We start from the raw sequence: 17034 nt of genomic DNA, 5'->3' as shown, positions 1-17034 counted from the left end.
GCGGAGATCAGGCAATGGCGGCGCGGATCAGCGCGGCCACGCGGTCGATTTCCTCGTGGGTATTGAAGTAGTGCAGCGACACGCGCGCCATGGTGGACACGCCATAGCGCGCCAGGATCGCGTCTGCCATGAAATTACCGGCTTCGATGATGCATTGCTGCGTTTCGAGCGCCGCGACGATGCTGGCCGGGTCCACGCCGCGCACGTTGAACGGCACGATGCCGATGCGGTTCGACACGTCGGCCGGGCCGTACAGCTCGAAGCCCGGGACTGACGAGAACTTCGCCACTGCGTACTCGGTCAGGTCGCGCACGCGTGCTTCGATCGCGGCGATGCCGATCTGCATTGCGTAGTCGATTGCCGTACCCATGCCGAGAATGGCCGGCACGATCGGGCAGCCCGCCTCGAAGCGGCGCGCGCCGGCGACGAGCGACAGCGCGCCGGTCGCGCGGTCATAGGCGCCGTTCCACCAGCCGACCAGGGACGGTTCGATCTGCTCGATCAGCGCGCGGCGCACATACAGGAAGCCCGAGCCCTCGGTCGCGCGCAGCGCCTTGCGGCCGCAGCCGGCGAGGAAATCGCAATCGAGTTCGGCCACGTCCGAGCGCAGCATGCCGACGCTCTGCGCGGCATTGACGAGCGACAGCACGCCATGCCGACGCGCCACGGCGCAGATCTGCGCCGCGGGCTGCACCGCACCCGTCGAGTTCGGCAGATGCGAGAACGTCAGCAAGCGCGTGCGCGGCGTGATGGCGGCGGCGAAGGCGTCGGGCGACAGCAGGCCTTCGGCATTGGCGGCGACCATCTTCACCACGATGCCGTGGGTTTGCTCGAGCCTGCGCCACGGCAGCAGGTTGCTGAGCATTTCGGTGTCGGCCACCAGCACTTCATCGCCGGCTTGCCAGGCGATGCCGCGTGCGACCAGAGAGATGCTTTCGGTCGCGTTCTTGGTAAAGGCGATCTCGTCGGCTGCGGCATTCAGCAGCGCGGCCAGCTTGCCGCGCACGACGTCCACCCGTGCATAGGTTTCCTTGCGGAACGCCGGCAGGTAGATGCCCACATGGCCGGTGTCGAGCAGGTAGCTGCGCACGGTGTCGAGCACGACGTCGGGCGGCAGCGAGGCCGCGGCCGTGTCGAGGTAGATGGTGGAGGCCGTCAGCGGAGTGCCGGCACGGATCGCTTGGATATCCATGGAACGTCTCTGGTAATGCAGGGAAGGTGTGTGGCTTGCGTGACTCGTGTTACTTGCGCAGCTTGGTGACAGAGCCGAAGAAACTGAACAGCGCGTCGCCCGCGATCACGCCGCCGGCAAAGGCGCTCATCTCGGCGATGTACTGGTCGCCACGCAGGCGCTGCACCACGAAGCGGATCAGCAGGCCCGCCAGCACGGCCCAGCCGGCCAGCGGCGAGGCAATCAGCATGCCGGTCGACAGCAGGATGCCAAGCTGGCGCTTGGAGCCGCCGAGCAGTTGCAGCAGCGCGCCGGGAACCGCCCAGATCATGAGGTTGCGCGCGATTTCGGCGGATGAGCCGGCCTTGATCGACGCGGCGTAGACGCGGTCGACAGGCGGGATCAGGTTCTGCGAGAAGAAGGTGCCGTGGAACACGAGCACCACGACCGCCGCCACGGCGAAGCCGATCATGGCGGCCAGGAACTGCTGCTTGCGGCCGGAGAGTTCGGCTTCCATGTCACGGCCTTCGCCGCGCAGCAGGTAGCCGGTCTTCAGGTCATAGCCCATGTCGGCGAAGGCCGGACCGGTGGCGGCGGAGAAGCCCACCAGCACCGCCAGCGCCGTCGGCGGGAAGCCGATCAGGATGCCGATGGTCAGCGTGATCAGGGCCACCGCGAAGGCCGGGAACCAGCCCGAGTGCATCGCGGCGATGCCGACAATCAGCTCGTGCACATAGGCGGCGAACGCGGCATACAGTACGAACACGACCAGCATGCCGAGCGACATGTCGGACACGTGGCCCGCGAGCACGGAGATCAGCAGCGCGATCGCCAGGTAGATCAGGAAGCCGCCCGACAGGATGCGGCTGGCGCGCGAGGCGGGCACTTCGATCGTGCGGGCATCGGCGGCCGGCGCGTTGCGTGCGCGGCGGATTTCGTCGGCCACCTGGAACAGCGCGACGATGCCGGCACCGATCATCAGGCCGTGGGGGATGTAGGCCTTGGCGATGTCGATACCGGTCAGCGTCACCGAGTAGCCGCGCACCAGCAGGCCAATGCCGAACATGGTCAGCGCCGCGAGATTGCCAAGGAAGGCCGCGCCGAACGCGGACATCGGCACGCCGAACCACGCACCGCCGACGCCCACGGCGATGCCGAGGCCAAGGAACGCCGCCTTGCGGCCGCCGCGGTCGCCGGCCCAGATCGCCTCAGCGGTAGCGATGCCCGCGGGCCAGGTACCGGTTGCGGGGAAGATCTTGCTGCCGAACAGGAAGTACAGCATCGCGCCGTCGACGAACATGGCGATCACCGCGCCGATCAGCATCGGCGTCGCCAGCTCGGGCATGCCCATGGCGTAAGGCACGCCGATCGGGATCATCAGCGAATTGGCCGCGCCGAACGTGGCCGACGAGATCGCGGTCTGCACCAGGTTCTGCCGCTCCAGCACGCGGAAGCGCCGCGTCACCTCGAGCGGAATGCGCGAGAACACGATGGCGATCAGCGCGCCGATGATCGACGTATTGGCGGAGATGCCCAGCGACACGATCAACTGCATGCCGATCATCGCGCCGAACACGGACAGCCCCACGGAAACCAGCAGCAGGAACGGCTCCATGAAGCGCGATCTTGCCGCTGGTTGCGCCACCCCCGGCGCGTTCAGTTCTGTTTGCATAGGCGTCATGTCTACCTTTCCTCCCTAGTGTTGTCTCGTTTCGCGCGCCCTGCCAGCCCGGCCGGTGGCGCGCCGTGTGTTGTCAGCGCAGGAATCCCGTCACCGGCCCGATGGTGTCGCGTGCGGCCCGCAGCGCATCGAGCAGGCGCGGCAGGGCTTGTTCGTCCAGGCGCTGCAGCGGACCTGCAATCGCCAGCGAACCGATTACGTTTCGCGTATCTCGGCTGTACAGCGGTACTGCCAGGCCCGCCACGGTGGCCGTGGATTCCTCGCAGGTATAGGACCAGCCATCGCTGCGGACCCGCGCGAGGCGTGCTTCCAGCTCCTGCACGGACAGGCCCGCGCGGTGCGCCACGCGCTCGCGCAGGGATTCCGGCTGGAAAGCCAGGATCGCCTTGGCATGCGCGCCGGCATCCAGCGCGAAGCGCTGGCCGACCTCATTCGAAAAGCGCAACTGATGCTGGCTATGGGCGATGTCCGTGCACAGGCCCTCCTCGCCATCGAGCCACGACAGGAACACGGTTTCCCCGCTCTGCCTCGCCAGCGCTTCCAGCGCGGGCTGCACGACTTCGGCCGGCGTGAAGGTCTTGCGCATGACCTGACCGAGTTCGAACCAGCGCAGCCCAAGGCCATAGCGGCCGGCGGCGTCCTGCACCAGGAAGCCGTTGGCGGCGAACGTCGCCAGCACGCGGTGGACCACCGCGTGGTGCACGCCGCTTTCACGCGCGAGTTCGCGCACGCCCCAGCTAGGCTGGCGCGCATTGAAATGGGTCAACAGCGCCAGTGCGCCATCGAGGGTCTTGAGCATTTCGACTGCCTTGTGTCTCTTATATAGAGACAACGTCTCTGATACAGAGAAATGCTAGGCGTCGGTAGGCCTACCGAACAATCAGGGTTAACGCGGATAAGGTGGGAGTGCCGGCGCGTAGGCGACGTTGGGCGGCGGATCCGGCACAGGTTGGCGAGCGACCTATACTTGGCACTGACCATCCGCAACGGAGGCGTGCATGCCGGCAGATGACCACGGATTCGGCGATGAAGCGGCTCGTATCGCACAAAGGCGGCGCCAACTCAGCATCCCAGCACGGCCCGGTGGCGATGCGCGGAACTGGGCCCTGGCGCTGTCCGGCGGCGGTATCCGCAGCGCTACGTTTTGCCTTGGGGTGCTTCAGGCGCTGGCCCGCACGCCTCGGCCGAAGTCCGACGCTGCACCGGGACCGAAACCCGAACCGGAGCGCGAGCCGCCCGATGCACCGGCGCCGATGTCGTCGCTGCTGGCGCAGTTCGACTACCTTTCCACGGTCAGCGGCGGCGGCTACCTCGGCGCCTTCTTCACCAGCCTCTTCGTACCAGGCCGGCTGCGGCGCGGCTCCAACGCTGTGCAGGCCGCGGCCGACGCGTACCACACACTGCAATGCGAACCACCCGGGCGCATCCGGACCTCGGTGTCCTATGCCGCCGACCCGGGACGCGGCGCCGTGGCATGGCTGCGCGAGAACGGTCGCTATCTGTCGCCGACCGGCGCAGGCGACAACCTCTATGCGGCCGTGATGGTCCTGCGCAACTGGGTGGCCATGCATTACGTGATCGGCAGCGCTCTGCTCGTGCTGCTGGCTGTGCTGGCGCTGGGCCAGTATGTGGCCGTGGGTATGTCGTACGGCCTTGGCCGATACGAGATGGATTTGCTGCACGACGCACGCCAGGCATTCAATCAGGAACAGTGGGCGATCTGGTGGAGCGCGCTGCTGTGGTTGCCATTGGGCTCGTTGCTGCTGCTGGCCGCACCGCCAGGACTGGCCTACTGGCTGGTCTACCCGCGCGCCAGCGACCCGCAGGCAGCGGCCCGCTTTTTCAGCCCGGGGCCGATCGTCGCCACACTGATCGCCGTATTGCTGCTGCTGGCGGCACGGTGGGTCGTGTGGCTGGGCCCAGGACTGGTACTGGCCTGTCTGCTTGCCTCGGTTGGGGGACTCATGCTGCTGGCCGTGCTGTGCTGCCTGCTCATGCTGGCATCTGCGCCGCGTACGGTGTCGGACTACCGCGTGCGCGCAACGCGCGCGCTGCGCAGCGCGATGACGCTGACGCTGTGGCTGCTGGCGCTCGGCCTTGCCGATACCGTGGCGCGCACCACATTCCTCTACGCGTTCATGATGGCTTCGCTCTGGAGCACCGGCGCACCCATCGGCACACTGGCCGCGCTGGTCTGGATGGTGCGCTACGTTGCCGGCCTGCGCGACGAAGGCAGGCACGACAGCGCCGATACGCCATGGCGCGCGCTGCTCGCGCACCTGCCGGTGTCACTGCTGGCGGGCGCATTGGCCGCGCTGCTGGCGCTGCTCGTGTACGTGCTGTGGTCGTGGCTAGTCCTCTACGTGCGCTGGAACGGCCGCGAGCCGGTCGACTGGCTCGTGTACGGCAATGCCTATACCGGACCGGTGCTCGCCGTGCTGGTGCTGGTGTCGCTGGCGCTGGCGGTCGTGGCAGGGCGCTTCACGGGCTTTCTGAACCTGTCGACGCTGCAGCCGTTCTATGCCGCGCGGCTCACGCGCGCGTACCTCGGCGCATCCAACGGCGAGCGCTTCGCCACGCCTGCACCGGGCCGCCATGCGCGCGATCGCTTCAGCGTGGCCGAACCCGTGCCTGGGGACCAGCTCAGCCTGAACACCTACTATGATCCGCGCGTGCTGGCACCGCTGCACCTGATCAACATCACGCTGAATCAGACCGTCGATCCGGCCGAACAACTCGTGCAGCGGGACCGCAAGGGCAAGCCGCTGTGCCTCGGCCCAGGGCCCAGCGTGGTGCAGCCCGGCTCGACGCAGACGCTGCCCGCTGACGCCTATGCACGCTTTCTGGTCGACGGGCGGCCGTGCTGCCCAGACCTGTCGCGTCCGGGAACCGCGCGCGTCGCGGAATCGCGCACGGTGGGCGACTGGATCGCGATCTCCGGCGCGACGCTGTCGACCGGGCTCGGGCGCGCAACGACGCTGGGGACTTCGCTGCTGATGGGATTGGCCAATCTTCGGCTTGGCACATGGTGGCCGTCCTACCTGCACGACGGCCCGCGCCACGCGGGCGCCGTGCCCGCTACGAAGCGCCAGCCCGAACGCGCCACGCACCCGCTGCTGGCGCGCTTCAGCGCGCTGTTCCGCACGCAGTATTGCCTCGGCTGCGAACTGGCCGCGCGCTTTCACGGCATGCGGCGCGGCTGGCAATACCTGTCGGACGGCGGGCATTTCGACAACACCGGCGTGTACGAACTGCTGCGCCCGGGCCGCGACGTATCGCTGATCGTGCTGTGCGATGCCGGTGCAGACATCGACTACCGCTTCGGCGACCTCGCCAACCTGATCCGGCTCGCACGGATCGACCACGCGCTGGAGATCGAGGTCGATACTGACGCCGCGACCACGCATCCGGTGCTGAGCCAGGTGTTTGGTACGCCGGAAGATTTTGGTACGGGCGCCACTGGCGCGGCATCGGGCAAATGCGCGGTGCTGCTCAACGTGTACCGCGCGGGACCAGGTGCGGACCAACGCGAACCGGTCTGCCGCATCGTGCTGCTCAAGCCGTGCCTGGCGGCATGGGCGCCGGCCGACGTGCGACAGTACGGCGCCGGCCATCCGGCCTTTCCGCAGGAAGCGACGTCGGACCAGTTCTTCGATGAGGCGCAGTGGGAAAGCTACCGCGCGCTGGGCCACGTCATCGGCCAGCGCGTGTTCAGCGGTGCTGTGGGGCAGGCGTTGCTGGCCGGTTGATACGGTATCAGCGCACGAACCCGATCACATCCTCGAGCCGGCCGCTCGCATCGCGCAGGGCTTCGAGCAGGCGCGGCACCGCGTCTTCGCCAAGCCGCTGCTGCGGGCCGGCAATGGCCACAGAGCCAATCACCGTGCTGTGGTCGCGCGACCGCAGCGGCAGCGCCAGCCCAGCCACGGTCGCGGCGGCTTCCTCGCGCGTGTGGGCCCAGCCCTGCTCGCGTACCTCGGCGAGCTGCGCTTCGATCGTATCGCGGTCGAGCGTGGTGTGCGGTCCCATCTTTTCCATGCCCTGTCGATAGACCTCGTCGCGGAACGCGTCGTCCTGGAAGGCGAGCATGGCCTTGGCATGCGCGCCCGCATACAGCGGAAAGCGCTCGCCGAGTTCGATCGAAAAGCGCAACTGGTGCTGGCTTTGCACCAGGCCAACGCATAGCCCCTCATGGCCATCGAGCCATGACAGGAAGACCGTCTCACCGCTTTGCGCCGCCAGCTTTTCCAGCACGGGCCGCACGATCTCGTCGGGCGAGAAGCTCTTGCGCACGACCTGGCCCAGCTCGAACAGGCGCAAGCCCAGCGAGTATTTGCCGGTGGCCGCGTCCTGCACGAGGAAGCCGTTGGCGGCAAAGGTCGCCAGCACGCGGTGCACCACGGCATAGTGCACGCCGCTGTGCTTGGCGAGTTCGCGCACGCCCCAGGTCGGCTGCCGCACGGTGAAGTGGGTCAGCAAGGCCAGCGCGCCGTCCAGTGTCTTGAGTGTCATACCGATTTCCTGCTTCGCATGGGGCAGCATGGTACGGGACAAGCGGCGCTGTGCTCAATCCTTCGGTGGATCCGGCGTCACGGCGATAACCACGCCGACGGCATGGCCGCGTGGCGGTCGCCAGCACGATTGCCGGGGTCTCACTAAGATAGCGGACGTTTCGATTTTCCCGCGCGGCGGCTGGCAAACGCCTGCCCAGCCGCGCCAAGGCAGCTTACATGACGACCCCGATCCCGTATTCCGTTCTCGATCTCGCGCCCATCGCGCAAGGCAGCGATGCCGGCCAGGCCATGCGCAACTCGCTGGACCTTGCGCAGCACGCCGAGCGTCTTGGCTACCGCCGCTTCTGGCTGGCCGAGCACCACAATATGCCCGGCATTGCCAGCGCCGCGACTGCGGTGTTGATCGGCTATGTGGCCAATGGCACCAGCACGATTCGCGTGGGCTCCGGCGGCGTGATGCTTCCCAACCATTCGCCGCTTGTCGTGGCCGAGCAGTTCGGGACGCTGGCTTCGCTGTATCCGGGCCGCATCGACCTGGGCCTGGGCCGCGCACCCGGAACGGACCAGACAACGGCACGTGCTCTGCGCCGTCAACTGTCGCACGACACGGCCGACACGTTCCCGCAGGATGTCGAGGAGCTGCAGGCCTATTTCGATGACGTGCGTCCCGGCCAGCGCCTGCGCGCCGTGCCCGGTGCGGGCCTGAAGGTGCCACTGTGGCTGCTCGGCTCGAGCCTGTTCAGTGCGCAGCTTTCGGCGGCAATGGGTTTGCCGTTTGCGTTCGCCTCGCATTTCGCACCGGGCTTCATGCGGCAGGCGGTGGACCTGTACCGGCGCACGTTCCGGCCTTCCGCGCAGCTCGACAGGCCCTATGTGATGCTCGGCCTCAATGTGTTCGCGGCAGAGACCAGTGACGAAGCGCGGCGCCTGTTCAGCTCGTTGCAGCAGCAGTTCCTGGCTCTGGTGCGCGGCACGCCGGGCCAGCTGCGTCCGCCCGTGGACGATATCGAGTCACTGTGGAACGAGAACGAGGCGGACCATATCCGCCGTTCGCTGGCCTGCTCGGCGGTGGGCGATCCGGAAGCCGTGCGCGCCGGCATGCAGAGCTTCGTCGATGACTTGCATCCGGACGAACTGATGCTGACGGGCCAGATCTACGACCACGCGGCGCGCCTGCGCTCGTTTGAAATCGCCGCCGACGCGGCGCGCACGCTCGCGCCGGCAGTCTGACTGAGTATCAGGCGCCCGCGAGCCGGAACGCCGCGACTGCCTGCATCATGCGCTGGCCCTGTTCAGCCAGCGCATGCGCGGCGGCGGCCGATTCTTCCACAAGCGCGGCGTTCTGCTGCGTGACCGAATCCATCTGCGTCACGGCATGGCCGACCTGCTCGATGCCCGTGCTCTGCTCGGCGGACGCGGCGCTGATCTCGCCCATGATGTCCGTCACGCGGCGCACCGCGTCGACGACTTCACCCATGGTCCGGCCCGCGCGGGAAACCAGCGCGGTGCCGGCTTCGACCTGTGCCGCGGAGTTGTCGATCAGCGACTTGATCTCCCTGGCGGCCGTGGCCGAGCGTTGGGCCAGCGTGCGCACCTCGCCGGCGACGACGGCGAAGCCGCGGCCCTGTTCGCCCGCACGCGCCGCTTCCACCGCGGCGTTCAGCGCGAGGATATTCGTCTGGAACGCAATGCCTTCGATCACGCCGATGATGTCGACAATCTGGCGTGAAGCTTTGCTGATGGCGCCCATGGTCGACACCACCTGGCCGACGACTTCTCCGCCGCGATTCGCGGTTTCGGAGGCATTGACCGCCAGCATGCTCGCCTGACGCGCATTGTCCGCGTTCTGGCGCACGATGCCAGTCAGCTCTTCCATGCTCGCGGCGGTCTGCTCAAGTGCGGAAGCCTGTTCTTCGGTGCGCTGAGACAGGTCCGCGTTGCCCGCCGAGATCTGGCTCGTCGCCGAGCCGATCGAATCCGCTGCATCGCGGATGCCGTGCAATGTGGCGGAGAGACGCTCTTGCATCTGGCGCATGGCGGCCAGCACGCTGGTTTCATCACCGTCGCGCGCGCGCACGGGCAGGGTGAAGTCGCCGGACGCAATGCGCGCTACCGCTTCGACGGCGTACGCGGGTTCACCGCCGAGGCTGCGGTTCACCAAGCGCATGATCGCGAGCATCACGGCCGATACGATGGCGCCGATCAGCAGCGTGCCGAGGACGGCCTGGATCAGACTGTCGCGGAACGCGTCATTGACATCCTTGATGTAGACGCCGGTGGCTACGTGCCAGTCCCACGCGGGCACGTGGCGCACGTAGGTCAGCTTGAGTTCGGCCGTCTCGGTGCCGGGCAGGCGGCCTCGATAGGTCGTGAAGCCATCGCCGCCGCTGGCGCCGGACTTGCCCGCCTGCACGATGCGCTGGTAGATCGGCGCGCCGTCCGGGTCCTTGAAGTCGCCGACGTCCTTGCCGTTCATTTCCGGGCGGCCGGGATTGAGCACGATCTGCGGCTTCGAGTTGACCAGCAGCAGGTAGCCACTGGAGCCAAAGCGGATGGCCTGTACGGCGTCCTTGGCCGCCTGCTGCGCGGCTTCGGTCGTCATGCTGCCCTTGGCGGCACGTTCCGCGTAAGCAGAGACGATGGCCTCGGTCGCCTGCACGAGCGCTTTCACGCTGTCGCGGCGCTCGTCCATCATGACGCTGCGGGTATGGAACGCGTTCCAGGTTCCGAGCCCGAGCAGCGCCAGCCAGATCACGGCCAGTGCCGCCCAGAGTTTGGTGTTGAGCGTAATGCGATTCATCGTCTTCGGCGGTAGGAAAAAGGGAGTGGTGCACACGCCGTCTGAATTCGGCCGGTCACGCCGATTCACGAGGTAGAGCCGGCAAGGCGACGGGTGCCATGGCCGCCGGCGTGACACTGGCACCCCTAACGGCGGGCTCCGCGCTGTCTTGAGAATGTCCTATTGTCCGGTTGCGAAATGCCGTTCAATGCACAAATTTGCCGCAACGATGACGCCGGATTGCACCGCTCCGACCGTGTCGGATACAGTAGCCAGCACAGAGGCGCGCGACGACGTGTCCGGTTCGCCAGTTCGCCAAAGTGCCGCCCGCGGCGCATGGCGCAGACCGCAGCGAAGACAACCAGGAGACAGCGATGGACCTGCGGCAACGCGATCACATCGAGACGGTAGTCCAGGCCACCAGCTACCTGCCCCCGCCTGCCTTGCCCGCGGACCGGCCCACGCACGACGCCGTGATCCAGAATTCATGGCGGCGCTGCGTGCACCAGTACGGACTGGATCCTTCGCGCATGCAGGAAGCGCGCATCCTGCCGCAGACACGCCTGCGCGAGCACCAGCAACGCATCGACGATTTCGCGCGCATTGCGCGTCATGGGCTGGAAAGCCTGTATGCGCAGGTGGCAGGGCTGGGCTACGTGGTGCTGCTGACCGACGCGCAGGGCGTGACCGTTGACTACATCGGCGACGCGCGTACCGATACCGATCTGCGCCACGCCGGCCTGTACCTGGGCGCGGAATGGAGCGAGAGCGGAGCCGGCACCTGCGCGGTCGGCACGGCGCTGGTCACTGGCGAAGCACTGACCGTGCATCAGGCCGACCATTTCGACGCCACGCATATTCCGCTCACTTGCACGGCGGCGCCGCTGTTCGACTCGCGCGGAAATCTCAGTGCGATCCTCGACATTTCCGCGCTGACTTCGCCGCATGCCAAGGAGAGCCAGGGCCTGGCGCTTCAGATGGTGCGCATCTATGCGGCGCATATCGAGAATGCGAACTTCCTGCGCGTGCATCATCGCGACTGGATCCTCAAGCTCAACGTGGCGCCTGAGTTTGTCGACGTGAATCCGGAATACCTGCTCGCGCTCGACGACTGCGGCCGCATCGTCGGGCACAACCACCGCGCGCGGCGCATGCTGGAAGGGGAGCTATCCACTGGCACGGTGCTCGGCCAGTCGTTCGAGACGCTGTTCAACGCGCGGCTGGAAGACCTGAGCCGCTATGTCTACTCGCGCCCGAGCGAGCAGCGGCTCGTCGCGCTGAACCGCAGTGGGGGGCTACTCTATCTGAGCGTGATGCCGCCCGCGCTGCGCTGGCAGGCCGGCGCCCGCGAAGAACGCCTCGCGCCGTTGCCAGAGCCGCTCGCGGCATTGTGTGGCGGCGATGCCGCGCTGCAGCAGCAATTGCAGCGCGCGGCGCGCCTGGTCGATTCGCCGATCAACCTGCTGATCAATGGCGAGACCGGCAGCGGCAAGGAGTACTTCGCCAAGGCGCTGCATCAGGCGAGCGCCCGGCGCGGCCAGCCGTTCGTTGCAGTGAACTGCGCTGCGATTCCTGAAACGCTGATCGAAAGCGAGCTGTTCGGCCACCTGCCCAACAGCTTCTCGGGGGCCGGTCCGCGCGGCAAGCGCGGGTTAATCCAGGAAGCCGACGGCGGCACGCTGTTCCTCGACGAGATTGGCGACATGCCGCGCGAGCTGCAGTCGCGTCTGCTGCGCGTGCTGGCCGAGGGCGAGGTCTTGCCGATCGGTGCGGCACGCCCGATACCGGTCAGGCTGCGCGTGATTTCCGCCACGCATCATCGGCTGGAGGATCTGGTCGCGCAAGGACGCTTCCGCGAAGACCTGTTCTACCGGCTCAACGGCGCGCGCTTCGCGCTGCCACCGCTGCGCGAGCGCACGGACCTTGACTGGCTAGTGCAGAAGATGCTCGACGCTGGCGGCCAGCGCGGCATCGCGCTGTCGCCGCAGGCGCGCGAACAGCTTTGCCGCCATCGCTGGCCCGGCAACTTGCGTGAATTGCGTAACGTGCTCGAGTACGCGCGTGCGGTCTGCTCGGACGGCTACATCGATCTGCACGACCTTCCCGATGCCCTTGGCGCTCCGGCGGCAATGACAGCCGTGCAGGCGCTACCCGCGCAAGAGCAAGAGGGCGACACTAAGGCGATGCCGCCGGAAGCCATGCTGCTGATGCAGTACCTGCGCGCGTCGGGCTGGAACCTGAGCGCGGTAGCGCGCCAGATCGGCATCAGCCGCATGACGCTGTACCGCCGCATGGAGCGCTACGGCATCCAGTCTCCGAACCGCCGCGATGGCGAAGGGCCGCTGCAGTAGCGCTCGCCCCGATACGGTTGTCCAGTGCTGTACACCTGCGCTGTGACACCTGTCACACCGTGAGCACCGCCAGGCCCCTTTTGGTGGCCCTCTGACCCGCGCTTCCTGCGGGTAATCCCGCAATTTTCCGCGTTCCCGGCGGTCTTTCCGCATGTCGCGCGCATTGGCACAGCCATTGCAATGAGCCTGTCACCACAAAGACAAAGGAGACAGGCCATGGGGCAGGCACGGTTCGCCGGCGCGCCGCTGGTCGGCATCATCGCCAACCCGGTATCAGCGCGCGACATCCGCCGCGTGATTGCGAACGCCAACAGCCTGCAACTGGCCGACCGCGTCAATATCGTGCTGCGCCTGCTGGCCGCGCTGTCGGCCTGCGGCATCGACCGTGTGATGATGATGCCGGACCGCGAAGGGCTGCGCGTCATGCTCGGTCGGCACCTGAGCCGGCACCAGGGTCCGGACGCGGGACTGCCTGCAGTGGAGTACATCGACATGCCGGTCACCGCGCGCGTCGATGACACGCTGAACGCGGCGCGCCATATGGCCGACGCCGGCGTGGAAGTGATCATCGTGCTCGGCGGCGATGGCACGCATCGCGCCGTGGTGCGCGAATGCGGCGGCGTGCCGATCGCCGGGCTGTCCACCGGCACCAACAATGCGTTCCCGGAAATGCGCGAGGCCACCATTACCGGGCTCGCGTCGGGACTGTATGCGACGGGCAAGGTGCCGGCATCGCACGCGCTCGCATCGAACAAGCGACTCGATATCGTCATTCGCGATGCTGACGGCGGTTTCCGGCGCGACATCGCGCTTGTCGACGCAGTGATCGCGCATGAGCATTTCATCGGCGCGCGCGCGCTGTGGAAGTCCGACACGCTCGCTGCCGTGTACGTGGCATTCGCCGATCCGCAGGCGATCGGGCTGTCCGCCATCGCCGGGCTGCTGGAACCACTCGGACGGCGCGAAGCGGGCGGCCTTGCGATCGAGCTGGCCGCCCCGGGACAGGGCGAGTTCGAGCTGCGCGCGCCCATCGCGCCCGGCCTGCTGAGCCAGGTCTCCATCGCTGGCTGGCAGCGCCTGGAGCATGCCCGGCCGCACCGCGTGCGACAGCGTGCAGGCATCGTCGCGCTCGATGGCGAGCGCGAACTGGCCTTCGGGCCGCATGACGAAGTCACCGTCACCCTGCACGAACACGCTTTCCGCAGCATCGACGTGGCGGCGTGCATGCGCCATGCCGCGCGCGAGCGGCTGATGCGCAGCAGTCCAGCCGCCATTCTCGCTAATCACTGAGCAAGCCGTACCACCCCAACCAAGGAGACAACCATGAGCGCCAGTGCCATGCAAGCCGGCCCAAGCGGGCTGCCACTCGACAAGGAGACCCTGCTGACGGTGTATCGGAAGATGCGCACCATCCGCGAGTTCGAAGAACGCCTGCACGTGGACTTCGGCCGCGGCGACATTCCCGGTTTCGTGCATCTGTACGCGGGCGAGGAGGCCGCGGGCGTCGGCATCCTGCACCACCTGCACGATGGCGACCGCATCGCCAGTACGCACCGCGGTCACGGCCACTGCATTGCCAAGGGCGTCGACCCGGTGGCGATGATGAAGGAGATCTACGGCAAGAAGGGCGGCTCTTGCAATGGCAAGGGCGGGTCGATGCATATCGCCGACCTGTCCAAGGGCATGATGGGCGCAAACGGCATTCTGGGCGCCGGCGCACCGCTGATCTGCGGCGCCGCGCTGGCCGCGAAGTTCCGCGGCAAGGGCGAGGTCGGCATTACGTTCAGCGGCGACGGCGCATCGAACCAGGGCACGTTCCTCGAAAGCCTGAACCTCGCCGCCGTGTGGAACCTGCCGGTGATCTTCGTGATCGAGAACAACGGCTATGCGGAATCGACCTCGCGCGATTACGGCACCGCGGTGGACAGCTACGTGGATCGCGCGGCCGGCTTCGGCATTCCCGGCGTGACGGTGGACGGTACCGATTTCTTCGCGGTGCATGAAGCAGCCGGCGAAGTCATCCGCCGCGCGCGTGAAGGCGGTGGGCCGTCGCTGCTCGAATGCAAGATGGTCCGCTTCTACGGGCACTTCGAAGGCGACGCGCAAACCTATCGCGCCGCGGGAGAACTCGACGACATCCGCGCCAACAAGGACTGCCTGAAGCTGTTCTCGCGCGCGGTGACGCAAGCGGGCGTGGTCTCGCGCGAGGAACTCGAGTCGATCGACCGCGAAGTCGCGACGCTGATCGAGCACGCCGTGCAGGAGGCCAAGGCCGCGCCATTGCCTGGTCCGGAGGACCTGCTGACTGATGTCTACGTGAGCTACTGAATCGCCAACCCGACACTGCTATCCACATTTCAGGAGACAGACCATGGCTCGCAAACTGAGCATCAAGCTGGCGATCAACGAGGCGATCGACCAGGAAATGACGCGGGACCCCAGCGTGATCATGCTGGGGGAAGACATTGTCGGCGGCGCCGGCGCGGACGGTGAAAAGGACGCATGGGGCGGTGTGCTTGGCGTGACCAAGGGGTTGTACGCCAAGCATGGCGACCGCTTGCTCGATACGCCACTGTCGGAGTCGGCCTACGTGGGGGCGGCCATCGGCGCCGCGGCCTGCGGCATGCGACCGATCGCCGAACTGATGTTCATCGACTTCATGGGCGTGTGCTTCGACCAGATCTTCAATCAGGCGGCCAAGTTCCGCTACATGTTCGGTGGCAAAGCCGAAACGCCGGTGGTGATCCGCGCAATGGTAGGCGCGGGCTTTCGCGCGGCCGCGCAGCACAGCCAGATGCTGACGCCGCTGTTCACGCACATTCCCGGCCTCAAGGTGGTGTGCCCCTCGACGCCGTACGACACCAAGGGCCTGCTGATCCAGGCCATCCGCGACAACGATCCGGTGATCTTCTGCGAGCACAAGAACCTGTACGGGCTTGAAGGCGACGTGCCGGAGGGCGCTTACACGATTCCGTTCGGCGAGGCCAATATCGCACGCGACGGCAAGGACGTGACCATCGTCGCTTACGGGCTGATGGTGCATCGCGCGCTGGACGCGGCGGCGACGCTGGCGAAGGAAGGCATCGAAGCGGAAGTGATTGACCTGCGCACGCTGTCGCCGCTCGACATGGATACGGTGCTCGAGTCGGTCGAGAACACCGGACGGCTTGTCGTCGTGGACGAAGCTAGCCCGCGCTGCAATATCGCGACTGATATCTCGGCGCAGGTTGCGCAGCAGGCATTCGGTGCGCTGAAGGCCGGTATCGAGATGGTGTGCCCGCCGCACACGCCGGTTCCGTTCTCGCCGACGCTCGAAGACCTGTATATCCCCAGCACCGCGCACGTCGTGGAAGCGGTGCGCAAGACCATGAAGGGAGGCAAGCACTGATGGCCGCAGCAATTACCCCGATCGTGATGCCCAAGTGGGGCCTGTCGATGAAGGAAGGCACTATCAACGAGTGGCTCGTCGACGAGGGCGCCCAAATATCGGTGGGCATGCCGATCCTTGATGTGGAAACCGACAAGATCGCCAACGCCGTCGAGGCGCCCGATGCCGGCACCTTGCGCCGCAAGGTAGCCAGCGTGGGGGACGTGCTGCCGGTCAAGGCCCTGCTCGGTGTGCTGGCGCCTGCGGAGGTGAGCGATGCGGAAATCGATGCCTATATTGCGGCTTACGAAACGCCGGCGGACGACGGCGACGAAGAGGAAGCCGGACCCGCGTACCAATACGCCGACGTCGACGGCATCCGCGTCCGCTACGCCCGGAGGGGCGACGCGGGGCCGGCGGTGCTCTTCGTCCACGGATTTGGCGGTGACCTGGATAACTGGCTGTTCAACCTTGACGCCCTTGCCGATGCGTACACGGTGGTCGCGCTGGACCTCCCCGCTCACGGACAGACGTCGCCGCGGCTCGCGGGTACGACGCTGGCGGAGATGGCCGGCTTTGTAGCACGCTTCCTGGATGTGACGGGCATCGACGCGGCGCATGTGGTCGGGCATTCGATGGGCGGGGGCATTGCCGCGCAGCTTGCCGTCGATGCGCCGCAGCGCGTGCTCTCGGTGGCGCTGGTCTCGCCGGTCGGCATGGGCGAGGAGATCAACAGCGGCTATACCGAAGGCTTCGTCAACGCGCAGTCGCGCCGGGACCTGAAGCCCGTGATCGAGCTGCTGTTCGCCAACCCGGACCTCGTCAGCCGGCAGATGCTCGATGACCTGCTGCGCTACAAGCGGCTCGACGGCGTGCAGGAAGCATTGTCGGCGATCGGCTACAGCTTGTTCGCGCGAGGCAGGCAGCGCGAGCAGCCGGCGCAGCGGCTGGCTGATACGGGCAAGCGCACGCTCGTGGTGTGGGGCGCAAAGGACCAGATCATCCCGAGTACCCACGCGCAGAACGCGCCGGCCGGCGCCACGGTGAAGGTGTTCGACGACGCCGGACACATGAGCCAGATGGAAAAGGCCGGCGACTTCAATGCGCTGTTGCGCACACACCTGGCCGGTTGATGCCGGATCGCGGACGGCGGCCACGCCGTCCGCGCCGG

General features: G+C 67.0%; 12 protein-coding genes. 7 read left to right on the top strand and 5 right to left on the bottom strand.

Annotation, left to right across the window (positions count from 1 at the left end; genetic code table 11):
• Positions 1 to 7 precede the first annotated feature (7 nt).
• The 3 genes from K2O51_RS05940 to K2O51_RS05930 form a co-directional block, all read right to left on the bottom strand.
• Positions 8 to 1192 carry an aminotransferase class V-fold PLP-dependent enzyme gene (locus K2O51_RS05940; protein WP_220630616.1) on the bottom strand — a complete coding sequence of 395 codons (1185 nt, stop codon included), beginning with the start codon at positions 1190 to 1192 and terminating at the stop codon, positions 8 to 10.
• A gap of 49 nt (positions 1193 to 1241) precedes the next feature.
• Positions 1242 to 2852, bottom strand: coding sequence for an OPT/YSL family transporter (locus K2O51_RS05935; RefSeq protein ID WP_220630615.1), 1611 nt, complete (start codon positions 2850 to 2852; stop codon positions 1242 to 1244).
• A gap of 73 nt (positions 2853 to 2925) precedes the next feature.
• Complete coding sequence (locus K2O51_RS05930) at positions 2926 to 3651, bottom strand: IclR family transcriptional regulator (protein ID WP_220630614.1); 726 nt, start codon at positions 3649 to 3651, stop codon at positions 2926 to 2928.
• 199 nt (positions 3652 to 3850) lie between these two features.
• Here K2O51_RS05930 and K2O51_RS05925 point away from each other — a divergent pair, with 199 nt between their 5' ends.
• Positions 3851 to 6601 carry a patatin-like phospholipase domain-containing protein gene (locus K2O51_RS05925; protein WP_011301652.1) on the top strand — a complete coding sequence of 917 codons (2751 nt, stop codon included), beginning with the start codon at positions 3851 to 3853 and terminating at the stop codon, positions 6599 to 6601.
• 7 nt (positions 6602 to 6608) lie between these two features.
• On the opposite strand, the gene K2O51_RS05920 is transcribed toward K2O51_RS05925, so the two are convergent.
• Positions 6609 to 7364 carry an IclR family transcriptional regulator gene (locus K2O51_RS05920; protein ID WP_011301653.1) on the bottom strand — a complete coding sequence of 252 codons (756 nt, stop codon included), beginning with the start codon at positions 7362 to 7364 and terminating at the stop codon, positions 6609 to 6611.
• 218 nt (positions 7365 to 7582) lie between these two features.
• On the opposite strand from K2O51_RS05920, the gene K2O51_RS05915 reads away from it, so the two are divergent.
• A complete protein-coding gene (locus tag K2O51_RS05915; RefSeq protein ID WP_220630613.1) occupies positions 7583 to 8596 on the top strand; it encodes an LLM class flavin-dependent oxidoreductase in 1014 nt (337 codons plus the stop codon).
• Between the two features lie 7 nt (positions 8597 to 8603).
• Here the strand turns inward: K2O51_RS05915 and K2O51_RS05910 are convergent, their stop codons facing one another.
• Positions 8604 to 10166: a methyl-accepting chemotaxis protein gene (locus tag K2O51_RS05910; protein ID WP_220630612.1), complete on the bottom strand. Its 1563-nt coding sequence runs from the start codon at positions 10164 to 10166 to the stop codon at positions 8604 to 8606.
• 353 nt (positions 10167 to 10519) lie between these two features.
• Here K2O51_RS05910 and K2O51_RS05905 point away from each other — a divergent pair, with 353 nt between their 5' ends.
• The 5 genes from K2O51_RS05905 to K2O51_RS05885 all read left to right on the top strand — a co-directional run bounded on the left by K2O51_RS05905 (position 10520) and on the right by K2O51_RS05885 (position 16996).
• Complete coding sequence (locus K2O51_RS05905) at positions 10520 to 12496, top strand: sigma-54-dependent Fis family transcriptional regulator (protein WP_011301656.1); 1977 nt, start codon at positions 10520 to 10522, stop codon at positions 12494 to 12496.
• Positions 12497 to 12712: 216 nt separating this feature from the next.
• Positions 12713 to 13786, top strand: a complete 1074-nt coding sequence (locus tag K2O51_RS05900) for an ATP-NAD kinase family protein (RefSeq protein WP_011301657.1) — start codon at positions 12713 to 12715, stop codon at positions 13784 to 13786.
• 33 nt (positions 13787 to 13819) lie between these two features.
• Positions 13820 to 14824 (top strand): thiamine pyrophosphate-dependent dehydrogenase E1 component subunit alpha, encoded by a 1005-nt coding sequence (locus K2O51_RS05895; protein WP_011301658.1) that lies wholly within the window; start codon positions 13820 to 13822, stop codon positions 14822 to 14824.
• 43 nt (positions 14825 to 14867) lie between these two features.
• Positions 14868 to 15884 carry an alpha-ketoacid dehydrogenase subunit beta gene (locus K2O51_RS05890; protein ID WP_220630611.1) on the top strand — a complete coding sequence of 339 codons (1017 nt, stop codon included), beginning with the start codon at positions 14868 to 14870 and terminating at the stop codon, positions 15882 to 15884.
• Entirely contained in the window at positions 15884 to 16996 is a 1113-nt protein-coding gene (locus tag K2O51_RS05885) for an acetoin dehydrogenase dihydrolipoyllysine-residue acetyltransferase subunit (protein WP_011301660.1), read from the top strand. Before K2O51_RS05890 ends, K2O51_RS05885 begins: the two co-directional genes overlap by 1 nt.
• Positions 16997 to 17034: the final 38 nt, after the last annotated feature.

The organism is Cupriavidus pinatubonensis (genome assembly GCF_019602855.1).
Lineage (GTDB): Bacteria > Pseudomonadota > Gammaproteobacteria > Burkholderiales > Burkholderiaceae > Cupriavidus > Cupriavidus pinatubonensis.
The sequence above is the reverse complement of the archived record's forward strand: the minus strand, read 5'-3'. Positions and strand labels throughout refer to the sequence as shown.

Bases quoted from the DNA above. Each gene is read 5' to 3' on its own strand.
- K2O51_RS05940 (WP_220630616.1), bottom strand. From the start codon at position 1,192: ATGGATATCCAAGCGATCCGTGCCGGCACTCCGCTGACGGCCTCCACC.
- K2O51_RS05935 (WP_220630615.1), bottom strand. From the start codon at position 2,852: ATGACGCCTATGCAAACAGAACTGAACGCGCCGGGGGTGGCGCAACCA.
- K2O51_RS05930 (WP_220630614.1), bottom strand. From the start codon at position 3,651: ATGCTCAAGACCCTCGATGGCGCACTGGCGCTGTTGACCCATTTCAAT.
- K2O51_RS05925 (WP_011301652.1), top strand. From the start codon at position 3,851: ATGCCGGCAGATGACCACGGATTCGGCGATGAAGCGGCTCGTATCGCA.
- K2O51_RS05920 (WP_011301653.1), bottom strand. From the start codon at position 7,364: ATGACACTCAAGACACTGGACGGCGCGCTGGCCTTGCTGACCCACTTC.
- K2O51_RS05915 (WP_220630613.1), top strand. From the start codon at position 7,583: ATGACGACCCCGATCCCGTATTCCGTTCTCGATCTCGCGCCCATCGCG.
- K2O51_RS05910 (WP_220630612.1), bottom strand. From the start codon at position 10,166: ATGAATCGCATTACGCTCAACACCAAACTCTGGGCGGCACTGGCCGTG.
- K2O51_RS05905 (WP_011301656.1), top strand. From the start codon at position 10,520: ATGGACCTGCGGCAACGCGATCACATCGAGACGGTAGTCCAGGCCACC.
- K2O51_RS05900 (WP_011301657.1), top strand. From the start codon at position 12,713: ATGGGGCAGGCACGGTTCGCCGGCGCGCCGCTGGTCGGCATCATCGCC.
- K2O51_RS05895 (WP_011301658.1), top strand. From the start codon at position 13,820: ATGAGCGCCAGTGCCATGCAAGCCGGCCCAAGCGGGCTGCCACTCGAC.
- K2O51_RS05890 (WP_220630611.1), top strand. From the start codon at position 14,868: ATGGCTCGCAAACTGAGCATCAAGCTGGCGATCAACGAGGCGATCGAC.
- K2O51_RS05885 (WP_011301660.1), top strand. From the start codon at position 15,884: ATGGCCGCAGCAATTACCCCGATCGTGATGCCCAAGTGGGGCCTGTCG.